We start from the raw sequence: 26,965 nt of genomic DNA on the forward strand, positions 1-26,965 counted from the left end.
CTATGAACCTACAAAAAAATAAACTCAGGATATTGCTTGTAATTTCCATGATGTTTAGCTTAAACACTTTTGCCCAGGAAGTATTTCCTGACGGTACACCAATACCAGATTGGTTTAGACAAAACAAAACTACAGATATCAATAAATTGGGTAAACGGTACCGCATTACAGATTACAACCTGATCAATGACAGTACGGTTATTCAGACAAAAATGATACAAGCCGTAATTGATAAAGCCCAGGCAAATGGCGGCGGCGTAGTGGTCATCCCGAAGGGAACTTTTTTGAGCGGCTCTTTATTTTTTAAACAAGGTACACACCTCTACCTGGAAGAAGGTGCAAAACTAAAAGGCAGTGACGACATTACTAATTTTCCATTGGTACCTACACGTATGGAAGGCCAGAGCCTGAAATATTTCGCTGCTTTAGTGAATGCCGATGGACTGGACGGCTTTACCATTTCCGGTAAGGGAACCATAGATGGCAACGGACTAAAGTACTGGAAAGCTTTTTGGTTGAGAAGAGAATTTAATCCCAAATGCACCAATATGGATGAAATGAGACCCCGACTGGTGTACATCTCCAACAGTAAAAACGTTCAACTTTCTGGTGTTAAATTAATCAACTCCCCTTTCTGGACCAGCCATTTCTACAAATGTGAATATGTGAAACTGCTTGATCTGCATATCTTCTCTCCTAAAGATCCGGTTAAGGCTCCGAGTACAGATGCGGTTGATATAGATGCGTGTAAAAACTTTCTGATTAAAAATTGCTATATGTCGGTAAATGATGACGCCGTAGCACTTAAGGGTGGTAAAGGCCCGTTGGCAGATGAAGATGAAAATAATGGTGGCAATGCCAATGTGATCATTGAAGACTGTACTTACGGATTTTGCCATGGTGCCCTAACCTTTGGAAGTGAGTCGATTTACAACCACAACATCATCCTGAGACGCATTAACATTCAACATGCAGAACGTCTGCTTTGGCTTAAAATGCGCGGTGACACACCGCAAACCTATGAATATGTACTGGTAGAAGACATCAAAGGATCCAACATTGAGAATTTCATTTACATACGTCCCTGGACCCAGTTTTTTGATCTTAAAGGGGAGAAAAACTTGAGAACTTCATATGGCAGAAACATCACGATGCGCAATATTAAACTGGATTGCAGTACTTTTTTCAATGTAGGATTACCAAGTGATGGCGATCAATCGAACGCATTCAAATATACTTTATCAGATTTCAAGTTTGAAAATCTGGATATTAAAGCTAAAGATGCAAAAATAGACACCTCATTGATTAAGAATTTCAAACTAAACAATGTTGTAGTTAACGGGAAGAAGCTTTTTTAAGTTCACATCTTAACCGTTTTGAGAGAAAAAAATTAAGGGTTGCGCGCTGTAAAGCGCAACCCTGTTTGATCAAAGCGGCATAAAACTATCTTCAAATTGCTGCTCCGCCATAGCTACGAAAGAATAGTGACGAGGTAAAAACCAACCCAAATGCTGCATGACACTTCTGAAATGCGCCTCAGTTTCAAAATCATCAGGTGTTAAATTGAAAACCAGATCCTGGGAAACTGTTCCGTCAGTAGCAGTTCTGCACATCAGCAACACCTTTGGAGACTTAACCCCGCTATTGGTCAGAAACTTATTTAAAACTGCTCTCGTGTGTTCAGGTAAAATCTGATCAGATGGCTGTCCTACCAACACATTTTCCTCGTTCTCGATCATTTCATCCTCCACTGCTCTGGAAAAGGGCGTTGGTTCCGTAGTATAAAACGATCCGTTTAAATGCAGGTTCAGGATATCGCCATAAGTCAGTACCCAATCCGGCTGCCCCTTATCCGGGTTAATGACGACACCATAGCCTAGTTTTAGTAAAAAGTCATCCTTCATCCGGTCGATAACGTAACATTGAAAACGCTCATTTGGCTTTGGCATCAGTAACTGAAAGTAAGGAAAGCCATCTGGCCCTTTAGTGACCTGAGGTTCTCCGCAGCGAAAACTTGCCTGTACAATGTTTTCCAGAAAATCGCGCTGCCAGGTTTCATTACGTTCCCCGGCAGGTACGCCGATCAGCTCAAAAACAAGCTGTGTTTTTTGCAGATCACCTAGATAGGGCTGATTGGAGCGTTCAGATTCCGTATTTTCAGTTTGTTGTGGTTCTTGTTTTTCCTTTCGGAAGTGGTCAAATAATCCCATTGCGATATATGTATTTTACAAATTAACATGTTTCTGATTGAAATTGTTCCCTAAATGTAATCATTAATTTTCCTGAAAAAAATACTAAAATAGGAGATACGACAAGCTCAGGTGCCCACGGGATACAGACTTTTTTCAAGGAAATTTTGAAATTGATTATTCTTTTATACATTTGCTCTAATTAGAATTAGTCTAAATGAAAACAAACCTCAATCAGGCCCCGCCCTGATTCTTTAAGCTATCCTCCTCTTCCCCCCTTAATCATCAGTTTTATTGTTTGCATACCAATACCATTTTTCACCATCAATTCATTTATAAATGCAATTAAAACGCAACTTGAATTTTAAATTTACTTGCCTAACCCCGCTGTTTGTTCTAATTGGAGCGTACAGTTACGCCCAAACCCTTAAGGGCAAGGTTACTGATGGTATAACCGGCGAGCCACTTATTGGTGCCACTGTTTCCATATTACAAACGGATCAGCATAAAACGGTGCTATTGGACGGGGGTTATAGTTTTAAGAAAGTAAAGCCCGGCAGTTACTCCGTACAGGTAAAATACCTGTCTTATCATACACAAACCGCGACAGTAACAGTAAAAAAAGAAAGTGAAACGCTGAAAGACTTTGCGCTGATCCCGCAGATTAATGAGTTGAACGACGTAAACATCATCTCGGCTTCGGCCTCAAATGAAAGCCGGTCCCGCAGCATTGAAAAGAATGCCAATCAGCTGGTCAATGTATTTTCGGCCAGGACCATACAATTATTACCCGATATTACTGTAGCCAACGTCATGCAGCGTGTTCCTGGGATTGTGATAGACCGGAGCAATAATGGCGAAGGCCGGTATCCGGTAATCCGTGGTATGGACAAACGTTACAATACCACCTTAGTTAATGGCATTAAAATTCCAAGTCCGGATAACAATAACCGTTACGTGCCTCTTGATCTATTTCCGGCCGATTTACTGGAACGCCTGGAAGTAAGCAAATCTTTAATTCCATCGATGGAAGGCGATGCCATTGGTGGTACCATCAATATGGTGATGAAAGATGCCCCCCGGCAATTACTGGTCCAGGCCAATGCCTCGGCAGGTTATAGTACCATTTTAAACGCGCAGCCTTTCCAGGCTTTTGACCACAGTGTGATCAATAAAAAATCGCCTGGAGAAATTAACGGTCCAGATTATAATGCATCGCCAAAAGATTTTCCAGCAGGAAATTTGTCTTATCGTGAACTGAAGCGCCCGATTAATAAAACCTTTGGTTTAACACTGGGTGATCGTTTTGGTGAGCAGAAACAATTTGGCGTCATTGTATCAGCCAGCTATCAGGACATTTACCGTGGCACCAATACCAATTACTTTTTTCCGAATACGCAGCCTGGTTTAGAAAATACACCTGTATTTGCTGACGTGTATTTAAGGCAATATTCCACGCAAAATAAGCGTATTGGCTTATATAGCAATATGGACTACCTGATCAATGCCAAACATAAGATTACCTGGTTTAATATGTACCTTCGTACAGAAGACTTTCAATCGCGTGCTACAGTCGATTCTGTACGCAACATCAGCTTTACTGGTCCGGGTAACGGCAATGTAAACCTGGAAAACCGAAGCACCTGGCAAATTCAGCAGATTTATAACTCCACATTGAAAGGCACACATTACCTATCCAAACGCTTTATTGCCGACTGGTCGGCCGTATATTCTGCTGCCAAAAATGAAATCCCTGACTACGCATCTTTCACTACACAACATGGCGTAAGTACCGATGCCAATGGAAAGCAGACAGAAACCACTTATTATTTGAGTAGCATGAGCCGCCGTTGGACCCATAATACGGACAGAGATGCGGCGCTCTATGCCAATTTAACCTTCAATCCTAAGCAAGTATTCAACAGCAAGGCTGAGTTTAAGATAGGTGGTTTATACCGTCATAAAAACCGTGACAACTATTACAACCAGTACGATTTGGATCCATCTGTGCCATCAGGCAGTACCAACCAGGCTTATACTGATATTTTTAATGCACAATTTGCATTTAAAGGAAGCGATGGCGGTAAAAGCGGGGATATCAATGCCAATACTTACAATGTCCAGGAAGACATTACCGCGGGTTACCTGCAAGGTAAATTGAACCCGATTCCTAAACTGGAAATTATAGGTGGTTTACGGGTAGAGCATACCCGTAATCATTACGAGACCGTACAGCCTAATACTGTCCAGGGTAAAGCTGGTACCATTTACTATACCGACTTGTTACCCAGTGTGCAATTTAAATACAGCTTAACAGCTCAACAAGCTTTACGCCTGGCTTATTACAAAGCCATATCAAGACCTGGTTATTTTGAAATTGTACCTACCTTGATTAGTGGCGAATACTATAATGAAGCGGGCAACTATGATTTGAACCGCTCACGTGCAGATAATGTGGACCTGCGCTATGAATTCTTTCCTGGTGCAGCTGATCAGGTGCTGATTGGTGCATTTTACAAACGTATAAAAGATCCTATTGAGGCGGGTCTGGCACAAGTATCGGGTACAAATACCACTCAGGTGTTAAAACCATTTAATTATGGTGCTGCGAGCAATTATGGTGCTGAAATCGCGGCAACTAAATATTTTGGTCATTTCGGTGTGTCCGCAAACTATACCTATACGCACTCGCGCATTACCACACCAAAATCGTACTACTACCGTAAACCGGATAATTCTACCGGCTTCCGGGATATCGATCAAACCCGGCCGCTTCAGGGACAGGCTGATCACATTGCCAACCTATCTTTCATTTATAAAGATCCTGCACTTGGTTTAGATGCGCAAATAGCTTATGTATATACAGGCAAACGGATTATCGTGGTAAGCCCTTATTACGGCCTCGATTACTGGCAACGCCCGTTCAATCAACTCGACTTCTCGGTAGAAAAGAAAGTAATGAAACTTTTTTCTGTGTATAGCAAAGTCACCAACATTACCAATTCACACACCAAGGTTGATGTTTTACAGCCCAATACATTTTTATCGGGCCGGGATAGGTTACCGATGCAGGAAGACACCGATAAAATACTGGTACAAAACACATTTTACAAACCATCTTTTTTACTTGGACTACGCTATAAATTCAATTAACTATTAAAATATACTTCAAATGAAAACGAAGCTCCTATATACCCTGTCTTTGGCAGTCCTGATATTTACAGGTTGTGAAAAACTGGAAAAAAGACATGCTGATATTTATACACCGGTGCTTACGCCCTCAAATCCGGTAAGTGATACAGCGCCTTTATCAGGCAATATCAAGGGTACCATGTTAAGTGGTAAAACCTATACCATCAACGGAGATGTTATTGTACAAAAAGGAGATACATTAATCCTGCAGCCAGGCGTACGTGTAAACGTAACCAATGGTGCCGGGATTTTGGTTTACGGTACCTTTGCTTCTCTGGGCACACATGAAAACCCCAACTGGTTAACTGTTGATGGCGTGGTAAGGACAGATGCTGTAAATGCGAATCCAAATACAGACCCTGCTTTTAAAGGATTATGGAGAGGCATTAACGGCAGTACCGATTGTAATATGATTGTGCTGAAATGGACACATGTTGAATTTGGTGGTGGTGCCGCGGGTGCTACCATTGGTGCGGCTTTAGGTATTGCCAACAATAAAAATACTTATAATATTTATTTCCAGAATCCTGCAGGTACACTAATTGTAGAGGATTCCTGGTTTTACGGTAGTGTAGACGATCCGATCCGGGTAACAGGTGGCAAGATCGCCATTTTGCGCAACACTTTTGAGAAAGGTGGTTTAACAGGTGGTGAAGCATTTAGTTGCAAAGGCGGGACTGTAGGCAATGTAGCCTATAATCTTTGTGTCGGGATGTGTACCAATGCCATTAAAATATCTAACACGGGCGGGACTAATATTCAAACCAATGTGCGTGTTTACAACAACACCATCATCAACTGCGGCTGGCGCAGGGCACAGGTTGGCCGCGGCGGTTCAGTAAATTTTGAAGAGGGAGCTGCCGGTAAGTTTTATAATAACCTGATGGTGAATTGTAAATATGGTCCGAGGGTAGTCACATCGCCACCAGCAGATACAACCAACCTGGATTACGGCAATAACTTTAATTATGGTGATTCCTTAGCTGTCACCAACCAATTTTATCCGCCCACTTACATTACCAAACCTAAAACATCTGATATCCCCAAACCAAATACTTTTTTACCTGCTACCTATAAACTAGGCGATGTGTACGATGGTACCGCATTGGTTGGAAAAAACAATCCTAAGTTCATCAATGGCCCCGCCCCCCTACCGGCAGGCGCAACGCTTAAAGGTATTGCTGTCGCCGGAACCTATAATTTCGGTCTGAGTACAGGATCACCATGTATTGCTGCGGGTTATACTGGATTTGCACCCACGGGCAACATTCCTATAGCAGCCAATTATGGTATTACTGAATTGACACCACCAGGAAGAGACATTGGTGCTTTTCAAACTGATGGTACGGGCAACCGTCACTAAATCGGGAATCGTCATCCTGAATTTATTTCGGGATGACGATTCGCCTTTTCATAAAACCCCTCCCTACCTTTTTACAAGGATCAAATCTTCGACATCATCCAGTACATAACATTGTTCCCATTGCGTCATGCCAACCTTAGGATAGTAGCCCACTGCTTTCGGCGCCGCCAACAAAATAAGTTTTGCCTGGGCTGTATTTTTTTTAGTCATGCGGATCAATTCCAATCCTATTCCCTTTTTCTGATACTTTTCGTCAACTGCCAAATCTGAAAGATACGTACAATACACGAAATCGGTCAAAGACCTTGAGATTCCGATTAATTTGCCATTATCGCGTGCCGTCACAATCAGGTTAGCATGCTGTAACATCCCGGCAATTCTATCTGGTTCGTTTACGGGGCGCCTTTCTCCTAATGTAGAATTCAGCAATACCTCAATAAATTCTGCTGTTCCAATTTTTTCTTCAACCTGATAAGTGATCATATCTATTAATTGTTATAGTTAAAATATGTTGTCCTGTGGGGCCTCTGCTCTCTCCCCCATGCCGTAATCCCTGATTACTGTGGCAACACGCAACCTGTAATCTTCAAAAACTGAATTTCTGCCCGCTTGCTGGGCCTTTCGATGCATGGTTTGGTTTCTCCATTCCCTTACGCTTTCTTCGCTTTGCCAGAAAGACAATGAAAGGATTTTATTTGGATCAACCAGACTTTGGAAGCGTTCTATGGAAATAAATCCCTGAACATTATCTAACTCAGATCGTAATGCCTTTGCAATGCTCAGGTATTCATCTTTTTTACCCGCTTCGGGCATGACTTCAAATATTACTGCTATCATTTTTTTTATGCTTTAGCTAATCCAGTTTCTTTACACCATTTCCTACTCTGCAACAAAACTATCCTTAAATTGGATTACGTTTGTAATCCAATTTAAATAAAATGGATAGTCCAATCATAAATCGCATTTTCATTGACCTACACCTTGACCATACTGCAGACAGAGCAGTGTACCTGCAGTTGGCAGATGCTATTTTATCTTTAATAAAAAATGGAAAACTATGTTCGGGAGAAAAACTGCCGGCTTCAAGGGCAGTGGCCAAGTTGTTAAAGATAAACAGGATTACAGTTTCAAGGGCATATGGGGAATTGCAGACACAAGGTTGGCTGGAAAGTTTTGTAGGACGAGGTACATTCGTATCTTCACACGTTCCAGAACCCGAACCAAGAATATTGCAAACATCCCTGACTTCAAGCCCTTTGAAGAAAGCTCATTTTACCATTGAGACTAAACATTTCTTACTCGGTCAGTATACCACAACTTCTGCTGAACTTCATTTGGACGATGGATTGCCTGACCCTAAATTAACCCCGATAAAAGAGATGTATAGGGCGTACAGAAATCAACTGACACGAAGTGGTTTTTACAATAAATTTGGCCATTATGGCGATCCAGAAGGTTCAGATTTGTACAGGCAGGCATTGTCTGTATATCTGAATGAGACAAGAGGGCTAAAAACCACAGCCAAGAATATTTTTTCAGTAAGAGGTACACTCATGGGCTTAAACCTGGTCTGCAACGGACTGATTGAAACCGGTGATGTTATTGTATCGGGTTTACCCGGATGGAATAAAGCGGAAATGAATTTTATCCACGCCCAAGCTGAACACATTACAATACCTGTGGATGAACATGGCCTCGTAATAGATGAATTGAGGAAAATCTGCATAAAAAAGAAAGTGAGAATGGTATATGTAACCCCACACCACCACTACCCAACAACAGTATCTTTACGCATTGACCGAAGATTGGAACTGCTGCGACTTGCAAACACCTTTGGTTTCTTCATTTTTGAAGATGATTATGACTTTGACTTCCATTACAAACACCGACCATTGTTACCGCTTGCCAGTGCCGACGAAACCGGAATGGTTATTTATTGTGGCACCTTCAGTAAAAGCTTTTCCCCGGCCTTCCGTATGGGATATCTGGTAGCTGCCGAAAATGTGATTGAGCATCTTGCAAAGATCCGGATTCTTATAGACAGGCAGGGCGACCATATCATGGATAATGCCTTATCCGAAATATTAAATGACGGTACAATTCAGCGGTACATCAGAAAGGCCTTACCGGTTTACGAAGAAAGGCGTAATCTATTTTGCGGTTTGTTAAATAGTGAATTGGAAGGCGTTGTAAATTTCACTATTCCCGAAGGCGGGATGACTGTCTGGACAACATTTGACAAATCAATTGACCTTGAAAAGCTATCCGTAAACGCCTATCAAAAAGGCCTATCTATTTCAAATGGAAAACTACACCGTTACGCAAACTACAATGTCAATGGAGCTCGTTTGGGTTTTGCTTCTTCCTCCTGTGACGATTTAATCCGAAGCGTAAATATTTTAAAAGGGCTGATCTAAACTGTTTGTATTGTATCTTTAAAAATCAAAAAGCCCAATTTTATGAAAAAATTGGGCCTTTTGATTTTTAAATACTGTTCTTAATCTCGCCGCAAGTGAGCATATTCTTGGGATAATAGGGATTTTTAATCTCCCGTTCCTTACTAATCCATGTGGCCCCCGTCATCGGGCATACCTGTTGATACAAAGAAAGGCCAATAGGCTGTACGCTTTTTGCAATCTTCCACATTTTATCAGAAACATCTAGAAAAGCTTTGCGCTGAGCATTGATGTTGGTTGTCTCCGCAATTTTTGCAAGCAGTAAACGAATTTCGGCCCTGGTGGTGGTTGCCGAATTCATTTCTTCAAGAGTCAATTTCTTAAACCTGAACTTTTCCAGGCTTTTTAAAAAGACTGCAGCATTTTTTGCAGTCGCGACAGAGTCAGACAAGATCAGGCTATTGCTCATGCGCAGATAGCTTTCCAAAACTTCTGTCTTAGCAGCTTCTTGTTTTTCCGTTGCCACATTTGAGACTGAGACTTGTGCTACTCCGCTAAAGCTGATCACAGCAAAGAGCGTGATCATCATACTGGTTATTCTTTTCATCTTTATGCAATTATATTTTGATATAGAAGCAGCCTTTAAGAGCTTAACATCCTAACATTTAATCTTTTTTAATTCTGGCAATGATTTTATCAATCTCGCTCAACATATCTGCCTGATGTTCCAGATTCAAATCTCCGTTTACCGACATCGTCGCTATTGTTGTCCGCAGATGCTTAGCATGCAAAATAGCTGCAATACGCACGTCGCTACGCTGTGCATTAGACATCATTTTACCATCTGCCATGTCCTTCGGATTGATCAGGTTATTCAATTTTTCTACATACCCCCGTTGCATAGACCGTCTGTAGCTAGAGCGTACAGGATCTGCAGATAGATTTTTCCAGACCGCCTTTTCCAGGTCATTCAAGTACTCGGCTACCGGATATGGATCGGCCGACGAAAGGGCCCGCTGCTCCAGGTTAAAAACCAGTCCCGAACTCAACAACATATTCAGCATTTGATTTTGCTGATCCATGATCTCATTCACAGGTTTGATATCGATCAGTGCAGCAATTTCTTTCGGATACATCCATAGCGGGGCTTCAAATACCTGTCTATCCAAATACCCGATTACACTTTTTACTTTTGCTTTGGGCACCTCAGTATAAACAAATCCTTTCTCGTCTGTACTTCGCTGAGTGATATAGCGATTACCTATATTTTTCATCACATGATATAGATACTTTGAATACTGCGAAACTACTGCTTTATGCATCGTCTTCAGGTTATCATATAAATCTCCAGGTTGGTAGGTCCAGCTGATCAGATTTGGCACCACACGCTGCAGGTTTTTGATACCGTATTCACTTGCCACTATCGCATCGTCACCCAGATCTTCTGTCTGGCTCCTGGGATCTTCATCTTTCCCTTCACCACCAAACCACAGTCTCGGATTTTTGGTCAGACTGTCGATGGTCATTTTATTTAAGACGGCTTGTTCTTCGAATTCATCTTTAGCACCAAACAGATATTTGTATCCCCATTGTATGGCCCATTTATCGTACATCCCAATTCTCGGATAAATTCCTGCCGGGCCAATATGGTCTTCAGGTTGGGCAACGTAGTTGAAACGCGCATAATCCATGATTGACACGGTATGTCCATTGGCTTCTACCCATTTCTTATCTCTCAGTTTTTCAACCGGAGTCTGACTGCTTGCGCCCATATTGTGCCTCAAACCCAATGTATGTCCGATCTCATGCGAGGATACAAAACGAATCAATTCACCCATCAATTCATCATCAAATTCCATTTTTCGGGCACGGGGATCCAGTGCTCCGGCCTGTATCATATACCAGTTGTGTACCAGTTTCATCACGTTATGAAACCAGCCGACATGACTTTCAATGATTTCGCCACTACGCGGATCGCTGATGCGGGGTCCGTAGGCATTAGGTGTTTCAGAAGCATAGTAACGGATTACGGAATAGCGTGCGTCCTCCAGGCTCATCGTGGTATCAGCTTCGGGCCATTCTTTGGCTACAATTGCATTTTTAAAGCCGGCCTGCTCAAAGGCTTTCTGCCAATCGTTCACTCCCGCAATCAGGTACTTACGCCATTTTTTCGGCGTTGCCGGATCAATGTAATAAACAATCTGTTTTTTAGGCTCAACCAACTCACCTTTTTTATATTTCGCAAGGTCTTTGTCTTTGGGTTCCAGGCGATAACGCTGTATAAAAAACAAGGGTTGTGCAACCTGTTTATTTTCGTCAAAGAGCGTGTATTTATTGGCGAAATACCCCACACGTTCATCTGAAAGCCGCTTTCGCATAGGTACTTTAGGCAACAATACCAAGGATGTATTTAACTGAACAGTTACACTACCGGTTAATGCACCTGCTGTAATGGTTGCCACGCCAGAAGTAGCATAAGTCTTGGTGGTCCTGATTTCGATATTCATGGGATAAGTATGAACAGATTCTATGAACGACCTGTCATCTGCCAGCCCCCCGAGTTTTTTCTCTGTTTTCTCCTGCTGAGAAATTGACAGCACATTACTCTCTTTACGCAACAAGTCAGTAACATCAATCACGGAATTACCTGTAGCCGGATTTTTAGATTTGATATCAAATGCAGCAACAATCGGATTGACCTGCGAAGATGCAACTGCCCTGGAGATTTGTTGTTGTTCATCCTTCACGTCTTGCCGATACACTACTGCTCGCAGGAAAATTTTATTGCCATTTCCTTTTTCAAAATAAACCGTTTGTTCATTGGCTTTCTCGCCACCAAAACTACCAGCTCCCTGAGGCATAGCTACGTAGCGGGTAACAGCAAGAATATAACGGTTTAACAGACTATCCGGAATTTCAAAATACCATTTATTGTCCGTACTTTTTACATCGAACATCCCTTCCTTGCTCAATGCTGTTTTAGGAATTAATTTTTCATAAGATACGACAGCCTTAACCTGGGTACTGTCTATCTTTTTATTGGTCTTATCCTGTGCATATCCAGATAAGGATATGGCACAAAATAAAATACTTAAAGCAAACTTCATTTGTGTGTTTTTTAGTTTAAAAAGGAATGACTTCGTCTGTGTTTAACTTCAATCCTGGATTTTGTTTCAATACATCCTGAGCAAAAGGAATGATATACAATCTGGAGTTTGGATTCAGTGTATACGTTTTTTTAGGTTCAGTTGTATTCACAATCGGGAATACACGGACAATCGTTTTTGCATAATCAGGCTCCAGGTTGAACCTTTTCAAATCAAAGAATCGGTTTACACCGAATAGCAGTTCTTTTCTGCGTTCGGCGATGACCAGTGCTATAGTTTCTTTTATAGTAGCTGGAACAGCAAGATTTACGGTTCCTGAAGTGATCCGTTTTACCCGAATCTTATTTAATGTGGCTATGGCCTCGGTGAGGTTATTTTCTCGGGCATAAAGTTCAGCCAGCATCAGATAAACTTCTGTCGTTTTCATCCCTACAGTAGGGTAAAAGAATTTTTTGTAGCCGATATTGAAATACGCAGTTCCTGAACCTGCATCTAAAAATGATGCATTTACAGTGGTAAAGAACAGGTTAAAACGCGCATCATTGTTACCAAATAAGGTTCTTAATTCCGGACTAATGATGTTCACATAAGCAAAATTCATCTCTGTGTATCCGGTCATGTAAGCATAGTTTAACACCTCAGGATTATTTGGGGCAACAACTGCCACGACATTGGGACCTCCTTTTGCAGTATAATCAACTAAATCAAAAATATCATTTTTGTAGGATAAAGATTTCAAAGCTGCTTCTTTAGCCGCAGCAAATTCTCTTTTAAACAAATGCACTTTAGCTTTTAATGCCCAGGCAAATGCCAGAGAAGGGTGATTCTCATCTAAAGGCTTTGCTTGTAGATTTGGAATGGCGTCATCCAGGTCTTTCTGGATAAAATCATAAGCATCTTTTACAGTAGATTTTACCGGCTTTGCTTCCAGGTCAAACTTATCCATAATGCAAATCCCGCCATCCGTTGCTGCTGAAGCAGGATCATAAGCTTTTGCATAAGTGTTTATCAACAAAAAATAATCAAATGCCCGGTGTACCCTGGCTTCAGACTTTGCAATGAGCTTTGTCGCATCATCACCTGTAGAACCATCTACCAGGCTGATGATCATGTTCCATCTGTTGATATACGAATAGGCCTGATTATAAAAGGAAGAACTGGAAAGCAGGTTCACCCGATTTTCAGTTTCATCAAAGGTAAAATTAACGATATTCAGGTTTTTAGCTTTTCCGATCACATCACTTTCCCTCATCCACTGATCGTCAACAAGGTACTGAAAGTTATTGATGGCATAGCCCCGATTTGGTAAGGATACCATTTCATAGAATTGTTGTGCAGTTTCGACCACGGCAGATCCACGGGGAGTGATATCGATATATTTTTTGCAGGATAGCGATAGCAAAACCGGCATTAACAATAGTAGTTTTATATTTAATTTCATAATCATGAATTAGAAAGTAACATTTAGACCGAGTAAGAATGATTTCGGAACGCTGTAAGATCGTGTACCCGAATTTAGCGAATAGGTCTCCGGGTCAATATCATCGCCTGCAGCACTCCAGTACCACAAATTATTAACCTGTCCGGTAATCTTAAACGCAGCCAGGCCCAGTTTTTTACTCCATTGACGGGGAAGATTATAAGAAACCGCAATGTTTCTCAATTTAATATAACTCGCATCCAGAATCTGTTTATCAGCGTATTTCCAAAGTGTAGACAGGGTTTGCATATTGTTGTTTTGGCTAGTCGCATAATCAATAAATAAACGTGGAAAATCTGATCCTTCAGTCCAGCGGTTTACCACATCCAGATCCTTAAGATCCGAGGCATCCAATGCACTCACATCCTTACGCAATTTGTTTCCTCCAGAAAAAACAAACATTGCACTTAACTCAAAATCCTGGTAACTTATCCGCTGAGACAGTGATCCTGAATATTTCGGATCCAGCTGTCCAACTTTTACCAACGCATTTAAATTGTTGATCTGTTTTACAGCTGTAGGCGTACCTGCGGCATCAAACGTTACATTTGGGTTTCCGTTCTCATCCAGAAAATAAGGATAGCCATTAACCATACCTCCGTACCTGTATGCATACAGGCTATTAAATGCATCTCCTGCTATAAAAAATGTATTTGGAGCCGTCACATAAACACCAATGGAAGTTTGAGGATTATTCACTTTCACCACTTCATTTTTATTCATGGCAAAAGTCGCACTCGTGGTTAAAGTCCAGTCCTTTGTTTTAAACCAATCTCCCGATGCACTAAATTCAAACCCGCGATTTCTTAAAGAACCACTATTTACCACCTGCGACAATGTGCCTACGGTTGGGTCCAGTTTTGTGGTGTTCAGCAAATCTGTACTTTTACGATTATATACATCAATACTACCACGAAGGCGATTACCAAATACGGCGTAATCTATACCAAAATTGGTAGTTGCTGTGGTTTCCCACCTCAACGTCGGGTTCGGCATGGTTGTGATGTTCCAATAATTCAGATTGGTTAACAGGGCATCCTTTTTTCTGCTGGCTACGATAAACGAGGTTGTACTCTGGTCTACGTTACCATTTGTACCATAAGTTGCCCGTACTTTCAAAGTATTTAACCAGCTCAGTGTTTTTAAAAAATCCTCACTACTGGCATTCCAGGCTAAACCTGCCGACCAGAAAGGACGATTTTTATCTTTATAATCTACACCAAACAAATCGGAATTGTCCATCCGTACACTCGCCGTTGCGTTATATTTCCCCTGGAAAGTATAGCTCATGTTGGCATAACGGGAAGTGTAACGATGTTTAGTTTCTGTCTGACTGGTGCCCAATCTGCCGACAGTCCTGTTTCCATTAAAATAACTTGCAATTCCATTCACCAGTAGATCATCATCCAGGTTAACAAATTGGATAGTTTGCGGATCATAGCCCAAGTGCAATGACTCATTAATTACCGGACTGAAAGTTTGCCTCATTTCAAAACCAGCAATTGCGGCGATATAATGTTCATTGTCATCTTTGCCAAAACCACGGTTAAAGTTTAACTGGTTCCGAAAAGTATAATTATTGCTTGATTTATCCAATTGGTAATAGCGTCCACCGACAGGCAAATGGCTAACCATTGACTTATCAACAAACATGTTTGACATGTACCGCATTCTGTAACCGTCAGCAGCATTGTACCGGTCCAGTTTAGTACTTGAGGTTTCGTACTGAACCTGGGTATTGAAGGTAAGTCCTTTATATATTTTAGCCTCCAGATTACTGAATGCACGGAGATTGAGATACTTTTGTTTATCAAGTCCATCAGCCAGGGCATCTACAATATTAAAACCGAACGACTTGAATGCTGCATTTCCCGCAACAGCATTGATTACAGATCCATTGATGGCAGATGAAGAAGAAAAACCATCGCTCAGATTGACATAGTCACTAATTACCTTGTTTCCCTCAGCATCTACAATTCGCGCATAACGCTCCTGTAAAAACACATTGTCATAATCTATTCCTGTGCTCTCGTCATTTGCATATTTACCATTCAAACCTACCGTTGCACTTAACCAGCTTTTTATTTTGAAGGTAGACTTCATATTCAGGTTAAATGCCCTGTTCATATTGTTAATGATTCGACCTTTACCCTGATCGTAGTTCAAGGATAAATAAGTATTACTATTGTCTGTATTTGAGCTTAAAGACAAGTTGTAACGCTGGCGAACCTCATTTTGCCAAACATTTTCAGTATAATCTTTTACATAGTCATTTTGACGCCATTGATCCAAAGTACTGTTTACCTGCTCTGTTGTTAAAGCACCTGAAGCTTGTGAACGATACAATTGATACAGTGGAGAATAATACTTTAAAGTTCCACTCGCTAACGTTCCGTACCCCGCAAACATACTTTCCACATTAGAGAAATTACTCAGCGTTTTTTTATACACAGCAGTTTCCCAGTCGATCAGATCACTGGTAGAAGCATAGTGCATTTTGTTGACATCGGGTTTTCCGGTAATGAACAAATCTGCATTTAAGTTGATTTTTACCCCTTTTCCTTTGGCCTGTTTGGTCGTCATGATGATTACACCATTTGCAGAACGGGCACCGTAAATGGAAGAAGCTGCAGCATCCTTAAGAACGGTAATAGATTCAATATCGTAAGGATTAACTTCATCCAATGCGTACTCAGTAGGCAAACCATCTATCACCAACAGGGGCTGTGTACCCACAGTAGGTGAATATGTACTGATTCCTCTTAACAAGAGTTTATCAGCAGATTTCCCGGTAGGGTTTTTTGTGGTAATCAAACCAGCTACTTTTCCTTCAAGTGCAGAGATCAAATCTACGTTCAGATTTCTGTTCAGGTCTTCATTATTCACATTCGTATAAGAACCCGTGCTCCTTTCTTTACTGATTTTTTGAAAACCGTTGACAAACACTTCCTGCAACATCGAAGTGTTGGGTTTTAAAACGATGCTAATACTAGTTGAAGCAACGGAGGGTACCGCTGTATATTCTTGCTCCTGATAACCTACATAGTTAAACAGTAAGGTATTGTCCGGTTCTTTCACGGTAAGTACAAAGTTGCCATTGGGATCGGTCTGAACACCAATTCGCTGCCCTTTTACGCGTACAACGGCCCCTGGTATAGATACGCCGGTACTGTCTATGACACGACCTTTAACCTGATAGGAAGCACCTTCTATTTGTTGATCAGAAACCGGCTTGAGTATAATTGTCTTTCTGGAGATTTCGTAGCTAAAATTCTGTGTTTTAAAAACAGCTTTCAGGACTTCATCGATATTTGCCGACTTAATTTCAAGTGTGGTTGGACTTGATTTCTGAAGGTAACTTGCATCAAATATAAATTCATAACCACTTTGTCTGGCAATTTCTTCAATGACTTTGTCCAGACTTGCGTTTTTAAAAGAAAAGGTATAGGTTGCTGACTGTGCATTTGCCGAACTATAAGTTACGAAAAATGCCATGAGGATCATAAGAATCCGTCTTTTTACATTCATTAATTTTGTGTTTAGGTTTTTGGATTAGTTGAGGTAGATTGGCTTTGGAGGTAAAATTATTGCATCACAGAGACCCTCCTTCCATCCACATTAAATTTGAGGTCGCTGGTAACAGACAGCATTCTTAATACTTCGGAGAGGTTAACATCTGAACTAATATTGGCGTATAAACGACGTTCAGGTAAGCTGTTATAATCCACATCGATGTTGTACCATCTGCTCAGATGATGCATAATAACGGATAACTTTTCATTTTTAAATATGAACTTATTGTCTTTCCAGGCCATGAAATCTGTTGCATTTACTTCTGAGACCTGGATTTCATCCCCTGACAGGCTGGCCTGCTGTCCCGGCGACAAAACCTTCATGTTTTGCGAAGTATGATCGGTAAACCTCACTTTGCCTTCTAATAAGGTTGTCTTGATTACCTGATCTTCAGGATAATTGCTGACATTAAATTTTGTCCCGAGAACTTCTGTCGATCCCCTGCCCGACACGACAATGAAAGGTTTTGAAGGATCTTTACTCACTTCAAAATAAGCCTCTCCGGTTAGCTTAACACGACGGTCCTTTCCACGGAAACCAACTGGAAACTCCAGCTTTGAACCTGAATTCAACATCACTAAACTACCATCGGATAGCAAGATCTTATAACGTCCACCCAAAGGGGTAATGATTGAATTCCATTCCTGTACGGCATTTTGAGATCCTGGCAACGCAGTATATACGAGCTGTCCATCTGCAGTTTTACGGATCGTCACTCCAGCCATACGCAGGACAACCTGGTTTGAAGATTTTTTAAGGTCTATCTCCTGACCAGTTTTTGTAATCAGCATTGCATAGTTCCCTCCCGGTTTAATCTGCCTGGACTGCTGATTTAGATAATAATACGCCGCAAAGCCCAGGAAAGCAACAATGAGTAAGCTTGCTGCCATACGATACAATGGCAAGCCAAACACTTTAATGATGGAAGAGCGGTGTTTAAGTGGAACATCGACTACGTTTAGTTTTGCATTGATCTTGAGTTGAAGATCCTGAAGGTGTGCAATCCTTTTCCGATCGGCAGGTTCATCGATAGCATTCCCCATAAAGCCAGCTACCAGTCTGCCAATTTCCGCATCATTGCTTATTTCAAAGCTCAATAATAGTTTGTCTATTTCTGCTGCAGTCGCTTCATTCTTTAAAAAGCGCTGGTAGATTTCTTCGATTTCAGGTTCCTTTTTCATTTTATACAGTACTTATACGAACGAAAACCAAAAACACACTACTGGAAAAATAAAAAAAAACAATTCCTCTTAAAAAAGACCGAATCCAGACTAATTTCTAAGATAAAGGGCAACTATAAATACAATAAACTCTTTTGAGTTGAAGAAAACGTAGTCTTTGATGTTTTTTGTTGCCTTAACCAGTTGATTACTTACGGTAGACGTGCTGATGTTTAAAAATGACGCAGCTTCTTCGTAACTTTTACCTTCCAAGCGACACAATCTAAAAATGACCTGGCGCTGTGGTGGCAATAGCTGAAGAGCTTTATCTAATAATTGAGCGCGTTCTTTATTTAAAATATAATCTTCGGTCTGGTTATATAGCTCTGCATAGGTTTCCAGCATATGCTTTCGCATTTTCAGGTCCAACGCCAATCTGCGGTAATAATCAACCACCATATTTTCTGCAATCCGGTATAACCAGGCTTGAAATGACAGGTTTTCATTGATTTCCCCTCTTCTTTCCCAAACCTTGAGAAAAATATCCTGCACCAGTTCATCTGTTACTTCAGTGAGTTTGACCATAGACAAAATCCTGGAATAAATACGGTTGCTGTAAAACTTGTAAATGGCATCAAAAGCGGCTCTGTCTCCTCCTTTTAATAAGGAAAGCCACTTTTTTTCATCTGCAAAGTTTTCATTTATCATTTTATTGAGGCATGGTGAGCAGCAGGATATTATAAAATGCTAAATTATGAATTTTTCAGCATTAATTTCGCTGTCAACGATTCTTCACGAATTGTCCAGCAGACTTAGAACTCAGGTAATCCGTTAAACTCCCAATAATCAATGCGATTGCGCCGATGGTAAAAAGCATATCATAGGAGCCATATACGGAAAAAAGGTAGGTTAGCAGGTAAGCCGTTAAAGCATGTGCAATGGAATAACTAACGGTCATATAGCTCCATACTTTTTTCTGAAGGTTATCTGAAACCAGTTCTGCCGTTCTACCTGCGGCAAGTGAGCTTATTCCCAATGCCAGACTGCCGACAAAAATACTGGATATAGCAAGGCTCCATATCGAAGTGGAAATTAAAGGTAAAACCACACCAATTGCTTTAATCAGCAAACTGATCCTGATGCTTTTTGCAAAACCGATCCGATCTGCAATAAAACCTGTTAACAATGGGCCTATTGCAGCAGCCAAGCCCAAAAGCACCCACAACTGCGTTCCAGTTCTGATACCTAAACTTAAACCTCTGCTGACAAAGTCTACCCAAAAAACCGTGTGCGGAACGAAGCCAATGGCATTAGAGGCATAGGACACAATCAGTAAAATAATAGTTTTATTCCAGAACCTGACACCAGAACCCTGATTTACAGTAATGACCCCCTGTCTTTCATTACTTCCTTCCGGCCATCCGTTCCAGGTAACCAGGATCAAAGCAATGGCCACTATGGCGTAAGCGAACCAGGTTATCGACAAGCCATGATTTACAAGTAAGGGAATAAGGGTTCCTGATAGGGCAATACCAATGCCAACGCCTGAAAAAATGAATCCGCCAATCAAGCCTTTTTTTTCTTTTGATGTGTGTTTAAATAGTGTAGGTGCCGTAAGAACCATCAATACACCACCAGTGACACCTGCAATAGCCCTTAGCATAAAGTATAAAGGAAAAGAGATGCGAAAAGCACAGCAAAGAAAAGTGAATGCGGCAAGCATGAGCATAATTCGGATCAGTGTAACGGAACGCACATACCTGTTCAATAAAGTTGCACTGACAGAGCCAATGATATATCCCGTTAAGTTAGCAGCGCCCAGATACCCTGCTTGCTCAATTGTGAACCATTTTTCATTCACGATTGCAGGTATCAGTGGCGGATAACCAAACCTTCCGATGCCAATACCAATTAATAATGTAACTAAACCTGTAAAAGCATAGGCAAGTGAATGCGTTCTTTTCAATTCTTTATCCATATCAACTATAATGATCAGGACAAATTTATTTGTATTTTTACATCATTAAAAACGATATATAGTGATATAAACTTATCACTAAAAACGATCAATAAGCACAAAATATATGAACATCAATGATCTAAAAATATTTATAAGTGTTGCCGAATACGAAAGTATCACCAAGTCAGCCGCCATCAACAACACTGTCCAATCCAACGTGTCGGCGAGGATCAAATATCTGGAGGAGCAGTTGGGCCTGAAACTTCTAATCCGGACAACAAGGATACTTGAACTAACGGAGGAGGGAACTCAATTTCTTAAAGTCGCCAAAGAAATTGTAAATACGCTAAACAATTTTAAAAATTCAGTAAGCAAAAACGGCTCTCCTACCGGGGCGCTAAAAATAGGCTCCTTACAATCAGTTGCTTCATTAAGAGCACCGGACATGCTGCAACGATTTGTATCCGAATATCCGGATATGGGCTTTACCCTTAAAACAGGCACAACTGATGAGCTCATAAAAAAAGTACTTTCTTTTAAACTTGACGGAGCATTTGTAGCAGGAAAGGTGTCACACCCGGATTTAATCGTAAAGCCAGTTATTACCGAAAAACTATGCATTGTATCCTCTTCTTTATATTCCAGTATTGAGCACTTAAACAAAAGCACCAAACCCATCAAATTAATTGTTTTCAGTAAAGGCTGCTCCTACCGCGACATTTTGGAAGAATTATTGACTGAGATAGGGCTTAGAAAACTAAAGTTTGTAGAAATGGATTCGCTCGACAGCATGATTCAGTCGGTGGAAAATGGTTTGGGAATTACCTTACTTCCCGAAGCGCTAATTAAAAAACAGTACGCCTACAGGAGCTTGAGTACCATAAAGATTCCCGCAAAATATGCCCAATGCCCGACAGTTTTCATCAGAATGAAGGACTCAGCATCCAATAAAGGTTTACAATTGTTTGAGGATTCTATACTTGCTAAATAATAAGTTTATGTTTAAGTCTGTTAAACCTATTGGGAAAATAAAAACAATCATGAAAGCATTTTTTTTATGCACACTTCTACTCTCTTTATCGATAATGAGTCTTGGACAGAAGAATACTTATCAGAAAAAACTGCCCGAACAGATCAAAAAGAATATCAGGTTCGCTGGACGTTTTGTTTATGCAGAAAATCCTGATTACAATATCGATAGCCTTTGCAAGGTAACGGCAAATAAAGTAGTCAGTTTAATGGCAGGCAACAATTATTCGTCAGTTTATTATCAAAGTCTCGGCTTGAAATTGTCTGCAGAGCGCAAGGACAAATCAGACATCAAGATTTATAATTTTGGTTATGATTGTGGCGGAACGAGAAGAATCATTACACACCCTATCATTCAATGGAAAAACGGGTCCGGAAAAACCTTTGCCTATAATTTATCTTCAAAGATCAATTGCAATTTTTTCGAAATACATCAACTCAAAAGTCCATCTCGTAATTTATACTTGTTAATTGGGCAAGAGGCTGGTGACGGCAATTGTTATCAGGGCATAGCCTATGTTATTGAAATTAAGGGTAATTATTTAATTGTAAATAATCCAATGTTTGACAATCGACCCTACCTTAATTTGTGTAACAGAGAATTTGAATTCGACACTAAAACACAAATTTTAACTGGTTTATTGACAAACCCCTCGTTTCCATCTGGCGAACAAAATATTTTCCATTTAAAATTTAACGGGCATCAGTTCGTCAAATATGATAAAACGGAGAGACAAACAGTTAACCTGGAACTGAATTTTACTGAAATATCGAAGAATGATTTTCAATCCTATCAAGCAAAATATAAAATAAGTTGCATATTGGATTCTGGACAATTTATCAGTGGTTCAAATCTTTATGTAGTTCAGGACGGTGAGGAAATTTGTGAAACTTACCTGGCAGAAAGGAATACGAATAAAAAAATGTTAATGCCTTCATCCTATGATGCAGGAATATTAAAGATGTTACTTTCCCCATCGTGTCATCAACTACTGGTTTGTTCATCATATGATGGACCTGATTATGGTAACTATTACGACTATAGAGCAGAAATATTTTTATTCAATGTTTCAACAGGAATCGGGTTAAAAGGAATAACACCTGGATTTAATTATCATACCAAAGACTGGTCAATTCATAATTTGACCTGGGTGGACGAGCATACGATCACTCTTGAATTGTATAATGAAACACGGAGGGACAAGGAAGAGAATTTAAAATTCAGATATTTTAAGTCAAAATTAAATGCGGAATAGCATTTATGTGAAATACTCGGTCTAAACGAATCAAACACTTTTGGTGTATTGATGATGAAATGTCTGTTTATAAAAAAACCCTGATAATGAATTATCAGGGTTTTCTGCGGAGGAAGAGGGACTTGAACTTTAAAACTAACACCCTTTCTACCAGCCAATTAAAACTTTAAATTTATTAGGAGCCACGAATGACGCCATTATATTATTGCCTTTTATAAGAACTTGAATTTGCAAGATCAGAAGCTATTGCCTGCGTCCATAATTTTTACTTCATGTTTCGGAACAATCGCATTTCCCTATCAATACAAATCTACAAATTATACCTCAAAATTAAAAGTCTATAATTTTATTAAAGATTTTGGAAAAAAGTCTTTACATCCGATATAGGCGTATTATTATTAAAACTAATGATTACACTTCCCTGAACAGAGCCATCTCTAACTTCTATGCTTCCAGCGTCATGATTATAGGCAAAACACAAAGTTCTACTACCTACTTGGAGCCATAAAACGTTTTTCATTTCTCCTTCACGGGATAACACACGGATATTATCGGTTGTTCGCCAAATGATACCACCAGCTATTGCAAGCGCAATTTCATTTACATTTTGAGCGTGGTGGTTTGCTCGATCTAACACACCTGAAAGGTATGCTCTAAGAATTTCAATATTTTGTATTGTAGTTGCCATATCAATTGTTTAAGGACTTTAATAATTCTTGTGGCTGATTAAGCAGAAATCCATTTTTTTCGAGATTTTGACGCTGCTTGTCTGTTAGGTCGAATATTAAAGTTTGTTCTTGACCGTTGATTTCTGCTTTTATTAATACGATAGAGCCAAGCTTAACTGCTACATTAGAAGTGCCTTTAACGCTTTCTAAAAGCTGGGCTGCTGCACCAACTTTTAAGCCATCAATTTCAGCCTGAACCTTCTCAACGTAGGCGAGTTCCAAACTCCTTTTGCCTTTTTCGTAAATTTCCTGCACTTCCTCACGCTTTAAAAAATTCTGAACCATTCTAATTCCCTTCTTTATCCAGGAACCTTGTTCGAACGTTCCTTCGTCAGTAATTTCGAAACCCAATGACTCTGCAAAATGGCTGTACTTTACGAAGATGTTTTGGGCTGCTATTAAGTCATCAGTCGAGAGGTAGATATAACCTTCAGCAATCTCGGTAATTGTATTTTTGAAAATGCTTTCCTTCAAGGTTCTCTCGAAGTCGTCACACAATTGACTTAGAATATCTTTAGTTTCTCTAATAAAGAAATCGCCTAACTCTTTATTCCGAATTGTGAATTTTCGGTATATTCTTGAGAAGTCAGCATATATTTCATCCTGAGAGAATGCGGTACCATCGTCATTAATCTTTGCAATAAGCCTTTGACCTGTTTCATCTTGCTTGATAAACTCGAACAACGAGGTAATTTTACTTTCAAAATCTGCTATGAGTTCTGCAATCGCTTCTTCTTCCTGATTTCGTTTCTCAATCACTTTTAGAATGTGGTATCTGTATTTTTTATTACCATATTCACCGGCTGGTTCTGCAACTACGGATTTTGTACTGTTAGGCTTTATTTCTTTAGGTGCGATTATGCCGATGCGATTGTCAAAGTATATTTCTACATCATCTGTGATCTCCGAATCCTTATTGATTTGATTATAAAGTATGTTGTATTTACGCCAGAAATCCAACAGAAGTGTTTCACTGTATTTTGGATCTAATTCTATTACAAACTCTATAAGATTAAGAATTTTAAAGTAGGCTAATATCTTTTCCTTTAATTTCTGGGCTTCCTCCTTTGAATTGCGGATATAATCGTCCATTGCATCTTCAATGCCTATAATCAAAGAAATATCAGGATTTGATGTATAATAGGCTTTAAAAGATGGAAAATTGGCTTTAAAAATTGGGTGAGTATTCAATTCCTTAAAGACATTTACCAGTTTTTCTTCATCGCCCAATGGGTCAAAATCAGAAACCACCACGTTGCTAAAATGCTCAAATGCTGCTTTGATATTTTTTACATTGACGTTTTTATATGAAAAATCGATAATCTTACAGTCATTCTTGTACTTAGCAGTTCTGTTTACCCTTGAGATTGTTTGAATGGCGTTAATTCCTCTGATTTCCTTGTCAAGAAAAAGTGTATGAAGCTTGGGTTCATCAAACCCTGTTTGCAGCTTGTCAACAACTATGATTAATCCATTTTTCTTAATGGCGAAGTTCTGCAATACTTTTTCTTCATTGATTCCTCCATTTAAACCATTAGCACTTCTGTGTTCTTGGCTCTCTGAATAGACGATATATATCGGAGCGTCAACAAATCGCTCATATTTCTTGTCCTTTACTAATTCAGCAAAATATTTATCAATAAAGCCTTTATACTTTATTGCAGCAGGAATGGAAGAAACAGCAAGCATTGCTTTTGCTGTACCTCTAATATTGGGATAAACCGATGAAAGTAAACGTTCAACAATGAATTTGGATATTGCATCAATACGTTGTGTATTTCCGTATATTTTCTTTTTGCGTATTACGTACTTCTTTCCTTCTTCATCAACGCCTGTATCTGTATCATCAGGAATTTCCTCAAATCCATACCCTAAATCACTTTCAAAACCTTCCAGGTCGTTTTCTGGGATTTCAAAGAACATCTTAGCAGAAACGGGAACTATACCTCTAATCGGATTTAAAATGTAGCCATCTTCAATCGCTTCCCGCATGGTATAACTATCGAATGGAATCCATATTTTTTCAGATTCAGCATATTTATTAAACTCTCCAAATCGGGCTAAGGTATGATCGCTAGGGGTCGCAGTGAAACCAACAATCAGGTTTTTCTTGGTGTGCTGTGCCTGATAATCTTTACTCTGATCAAAACTGCTTTGCAGTTCGTCAAATACACTTATCATTTCCTCATGCTGGACACCGCTGTTACTTCTGTGGATTTCATCAATTAGGAAAGCTATCCTTAACTTGGATAGCTTTTTTACTACTGCTTTATCCATGATACTATTTACAGCGGTAAACTTTTGCAAGTTTACAACCACAATCCTTTTATCACTGCTAAGAGCAGTCATAAAGCTTTTCTTGTCAGAAGCTTCAATGAACATTCCTTTTTGAATATTCATATTATGTAGCTTTGAGTCAAGCTGATCCCGAAGCTGTAACCTGTCAACAACCAACATTACTTTGTCATAAACATACAAGCCGTCTTTCCGAAGGTCTTTTAGTTGCAGGGCAGTCCAGCCAATAATATTACTCTTCCCAAAACCTGCTGCATACTGTAACAAGAGCGAATAGACGGTTTTATTATTCTGATATTTCTGGCGTTTGGCAATCAGGTCTTTGATTTGGTTTTCACCAATTCCTTTAGCTCTCAATTCTGCATCCAGCTTCTTGATGAAATATTCTGGCTCATTTTCATGTTCCAGAAATTCATTGATTTTAGAAAGGATTTTATCGGTTCCAAATTTCTGTTTTGGCCTTGGACTAATCAACCTGCCATCATTGTGCTTGTATTCTTTTATTCTGCTGCTTTCTTTTTTAATCAATTCACGCTCAATGAAATTGTAATAAAGAATTTCCTTCTCTATCATTTTCTTGTCGTATAGGGCTTTAAAAACCTCCTCAAAACGCTGTGTTTTAGAAGCTTCCTTGTTACGAAGTGGATATGGCTTAAAATCTTTTAGGATCTTCTTTTCATATTGCTCAAAATCATAACTACCATTGGTTACCGTGGCTTTAATCTCATCAAACTGATTTGAAATATTGCGAATAACGTAAGTTTCCGAAATATCGGTAGAAGTGATGTGAATAGCCTTTTCAAATATTTTTAAAAAATCTTTGCGAATAGATAGGGACAGGTCATTCTTGTCCGCAATTGTTAAATATTCCTGAACTGCATTCAAGTAGTCATTGCTAATCTTTCTTCGCCCATTTTTTGTAGCTGTCTGATTTGTCCAGTTGCTTTTTAGTTCACTATAGCCTAAATAAATACCATTAAGAAAGAAGGATAAATCCGGCCGGAATGAAAAATGTTGCTTGCCTTCATACTTGAAAGTGTAAGGCATTTCCTGAACAACCGAAAAGACATTTTGGTCAAACAATTTATCTTCCTCAAACTCGCTGCCACTTGGATAAAACAAATGTAGCTTGATACCTTCAAACGTAACCGATTTATTAGTATTGATGAAGATGGCCATGTTCATGGACGATTTTACTTTCTCATCCAGGAAAAGTGCAAACGCATTCAGTAGGTCT

18 protein-coding genes are annotated in these 26,965 nt (G+C 39.8%); 6 read left to right on the forward strand and 12 right to left on the reverse strand.

Annotated features, from left to right (window positions below):
* The first annotated feature begins 2 nt into the window (after positions 1–2).
* Positions 3–1,358, forward strand: coding sequence for a glycoside hydrolase family 28 protein (locus IM797_RS04875; RefSeq protein ID WP_194125952.1), 1,356 nt, complete (start codon positions 3–5; stop codon positions 1,356–1,358).
* 69 nt (positions 1,359–1,427) lie between these two features.
* Here IM797_RS04875 and IM797_RS04880 read toward each other — a convergent pair whose 3' ends face one another.
* On the reverse strand, positions 1,428–2,210 hold the full coding sequence (locus IM797_RS04880; protein WP_194125953.1) for a hypothetical protein: 783 nt from the start codon (positions 2,208–2,210) through the stop codon (positions 1,428–1,430).
* Between the two features lie 318 nt (positions 2,211–2,528).
* Between IM797_RS04880 and IM797_RS04885 the strand changes: the two genes are divergently transcribed.
* Both IM797_RS04885 and IM797_RS04890 read left to right on the forward strand, forming a co-directional pair.
* Entirely contained in the window at positions 2,529–5,342 is a 2,814-nt protein-coding gene (locus IM797_RS04885) for a TonB-dependent receptor (RefSeq protein ID WP_194125954.1), read from the forward strand.
* A gap of 19 nt (positions 5,343–5,361) precedes the next feature.
* A complete protein-coding gene (locus IM797_RS04890) occupies positions 5,362–6,744 on the forward strand; it encodes a hypothetical protein (protein ID WP_194125955.1) in 1,383 nt (460 codons plus the stop codon).
* 63 nt (positions 6,745–6,807) lie between these two features.
* On the opposite strand, the gene IM797_RS04895 is transcribed toward IM797_RS04890, so the two are convergent.
* On the reverse strand, positions 6,808–7,227 hold the full coding sequence (locus IM797_RS04895; protein ID WP_194125956.1) for a GNAT family N-acetyltransferase: 420 nt from the start codon (positions 7,225–7,227) through the stop codon (positions 6,808–6,810).
* A gap of 18 nt (positions 7,228–7,245) precedes the next feature.
* A complete protein-coding gene (locus tag IM797_RS04900) occupies positions 7,246–7,581 on the reverse strand; it encodes an antibiotic biosynthesis monooxygenase (RefSeq protein WP_194125957.1) in 336 nt (111 codons plus the stop codon).
* A gap of 101 nt (positions 7,582–7,682) precedes the next feature.
* Here IM797_RS04900 and IM797_RS04905 point away from each other — a divergent pair, with 101 nt between their 5' ends.
* A complete protein-coding gene (locus IM797_RS04905; RefSeq protein WP_194125958.1) occupies positions 7,683–9,161 on the forward strand; it encodes a PLP-dependent aminotransferase family protein in 1,479 nt (492 codons plus the stop codon).
* A 67-nt stretch (positions 9,162–9,228) separates the two neighbouring features.
* On the opposite strand, the gene IM797_RS04910 is transcribed toward IM797_RS04905, so the two are convergent.
* From IM797_RS04910 to IM797_RS04940, 7 genes are all read right to left on the reverse strand, one after another.
* Positions 9,229–9,747, reverse strand: coding sequence for a DUF3347 domain-containing protein (locus IM797_RS04910; protein WP_194125959.1), 519 nt, complete (start codon positions 9,745–9,747; stop codon positions 9,229–9,231).
* A 58-nt stretch (positions 9,748–9,805) separates the two neighbouring features.
* Positions 9,806–12,247 carry a zinc-dependent metalloprotease gene (locus IM797_RS04915; RefSeq protein ID WP_194125960.1) on the reverse strand — a complete coding sequence of 814 codons (2,442 nt, stop codon included), beginning with the start codon at positions 12,245–12,247 and terminating at the stop codon, positions 9,806–9,808.
* Positions 12,248–12,263: 16 nt separating this feature from the next.
* On the reverse strand, positions 12,264–13,688 hold the full coding sequence (locus tag IM797_RS04920) for a RagB/SusD family nutrient uptake outer membrane protein (RefSeq protein WP_194125961.1): 1,425 nt from the start codon (positions 13,686–13,688) through the stop codon (positions 12,264–12,266).
* A 9-nt stretch (positions 13,689–13,697) separates the two neighbouring features.
* A complete protein-coding gene (locus IM797_RS04925) occupies positions 13,698–17,255 on the reverse strand; it encodes a SusC/RagA family TonB-linked outer membrane protein (protein WP_194125962.1) in 3,558 nt (1,185 codons plus the stop codon).
* A 56-nt stretch (positions 17,256–17,311) separates the two neighbouring features.
* Entirely contained in the window at positions 17,312–18,481 is a 1,170-nt protein-coding gene (locus IM797_RS04930) for a FecR family protein (RefSeq protein ID WP_194125963.1), read from the reverse strand.
* Between the two features lie 90 nt (positions 18,482–18,571).
* Positions 18,572–19,168 (reverse strand): RNA polymerase sigma factor, encoded by a 597-nt coding sequence (locus IM797_RS04935; protein WP_194125964.1) that lies wholly within the window; start codon positions 19,166–19,168, stop codon positions 18,572–18,574.
* Positions 19,169–19,241: 73 nt separating this feature from the next.
* Positions 19,242–20,438 (reverse strand): YbfB/YjiJ family MFS transporter, encoded by a 1,197-nt coding sequence (locus IM797_RS04940; protein WP_194125965.1) that lies wholly within the window; start codon positions 20,436–20,438, stop codon positions 19,242–19,244.
* A gap of 106 nt (positions 20,439–20,544) precedes the next feature.
* Between IM797_RS04940 and IM797_RS04945 the strand changes: the two genes are divergently transcribed.
* Together IM797_RS04945 and IM797_RS04950 are read left to right on the forward strand one after the other, a co-directional pair.
* Positions 20,545–21,411 (forward strand): LysR family transcriptional regulator, encoded by an 867-nt coding sequence (locus tag IM797_RS04945; protein ID WP_194125966.1) that lies wholly within the window; start codon positions 20,545–20,547, stop codon positions 21,409–21,411.
* 49 nt (positions 21,412–21,460) lie between these two features.
* Positions 21,461–22,705, forward strand: a complete 1,245-nt coding sequence (locus tag IM797_RS04950) for a hypothetical protein (RefSeq protein WP_194125967.1) — start codon at positions 21,461–21,463, stop codon at positions 22,703–22,705.
* Between the two features lie 349 nt (positions 22,706–23,054).
* On the opposite strand, the gene IM797_RS04955 is transcribed toward IM797_RS04950, so the two are convergent.
* On the reverse strand, positions 23,055–23,393 hold the full coding sequence (locus IM797_RS04955) for a hypothetical protein (RefSeq protein WP_194125968.1): 339 nt from the start codon (positions 23,391–23,393) through the stop codon (positions 23,055–23,057).
* Position 23,394: 1 nt separating this feature from the next.
* On the reverse strand, positions 23,395–26,850 hold the full coding sequence (locus IM797_RS04960; RefSeq protein WP_228098715.1) for a DEAD/DEAH box helicase family protein: 3,456 nt from the start codon (positions 26,848–26,850) through the stop codon (positions 23,395–23,397).
* Positions 26,851–26,965: the final 115 nt, after the last annotated feature.

This window comes from Pedobacter sp. MC2016-24, from assembly GCF_015223055.1.
GTDB lineage: Bacteria > Bacteroidota > Bacteroidia > Sphingobacteriales > Sphingobacteriaceae > Pedobacter.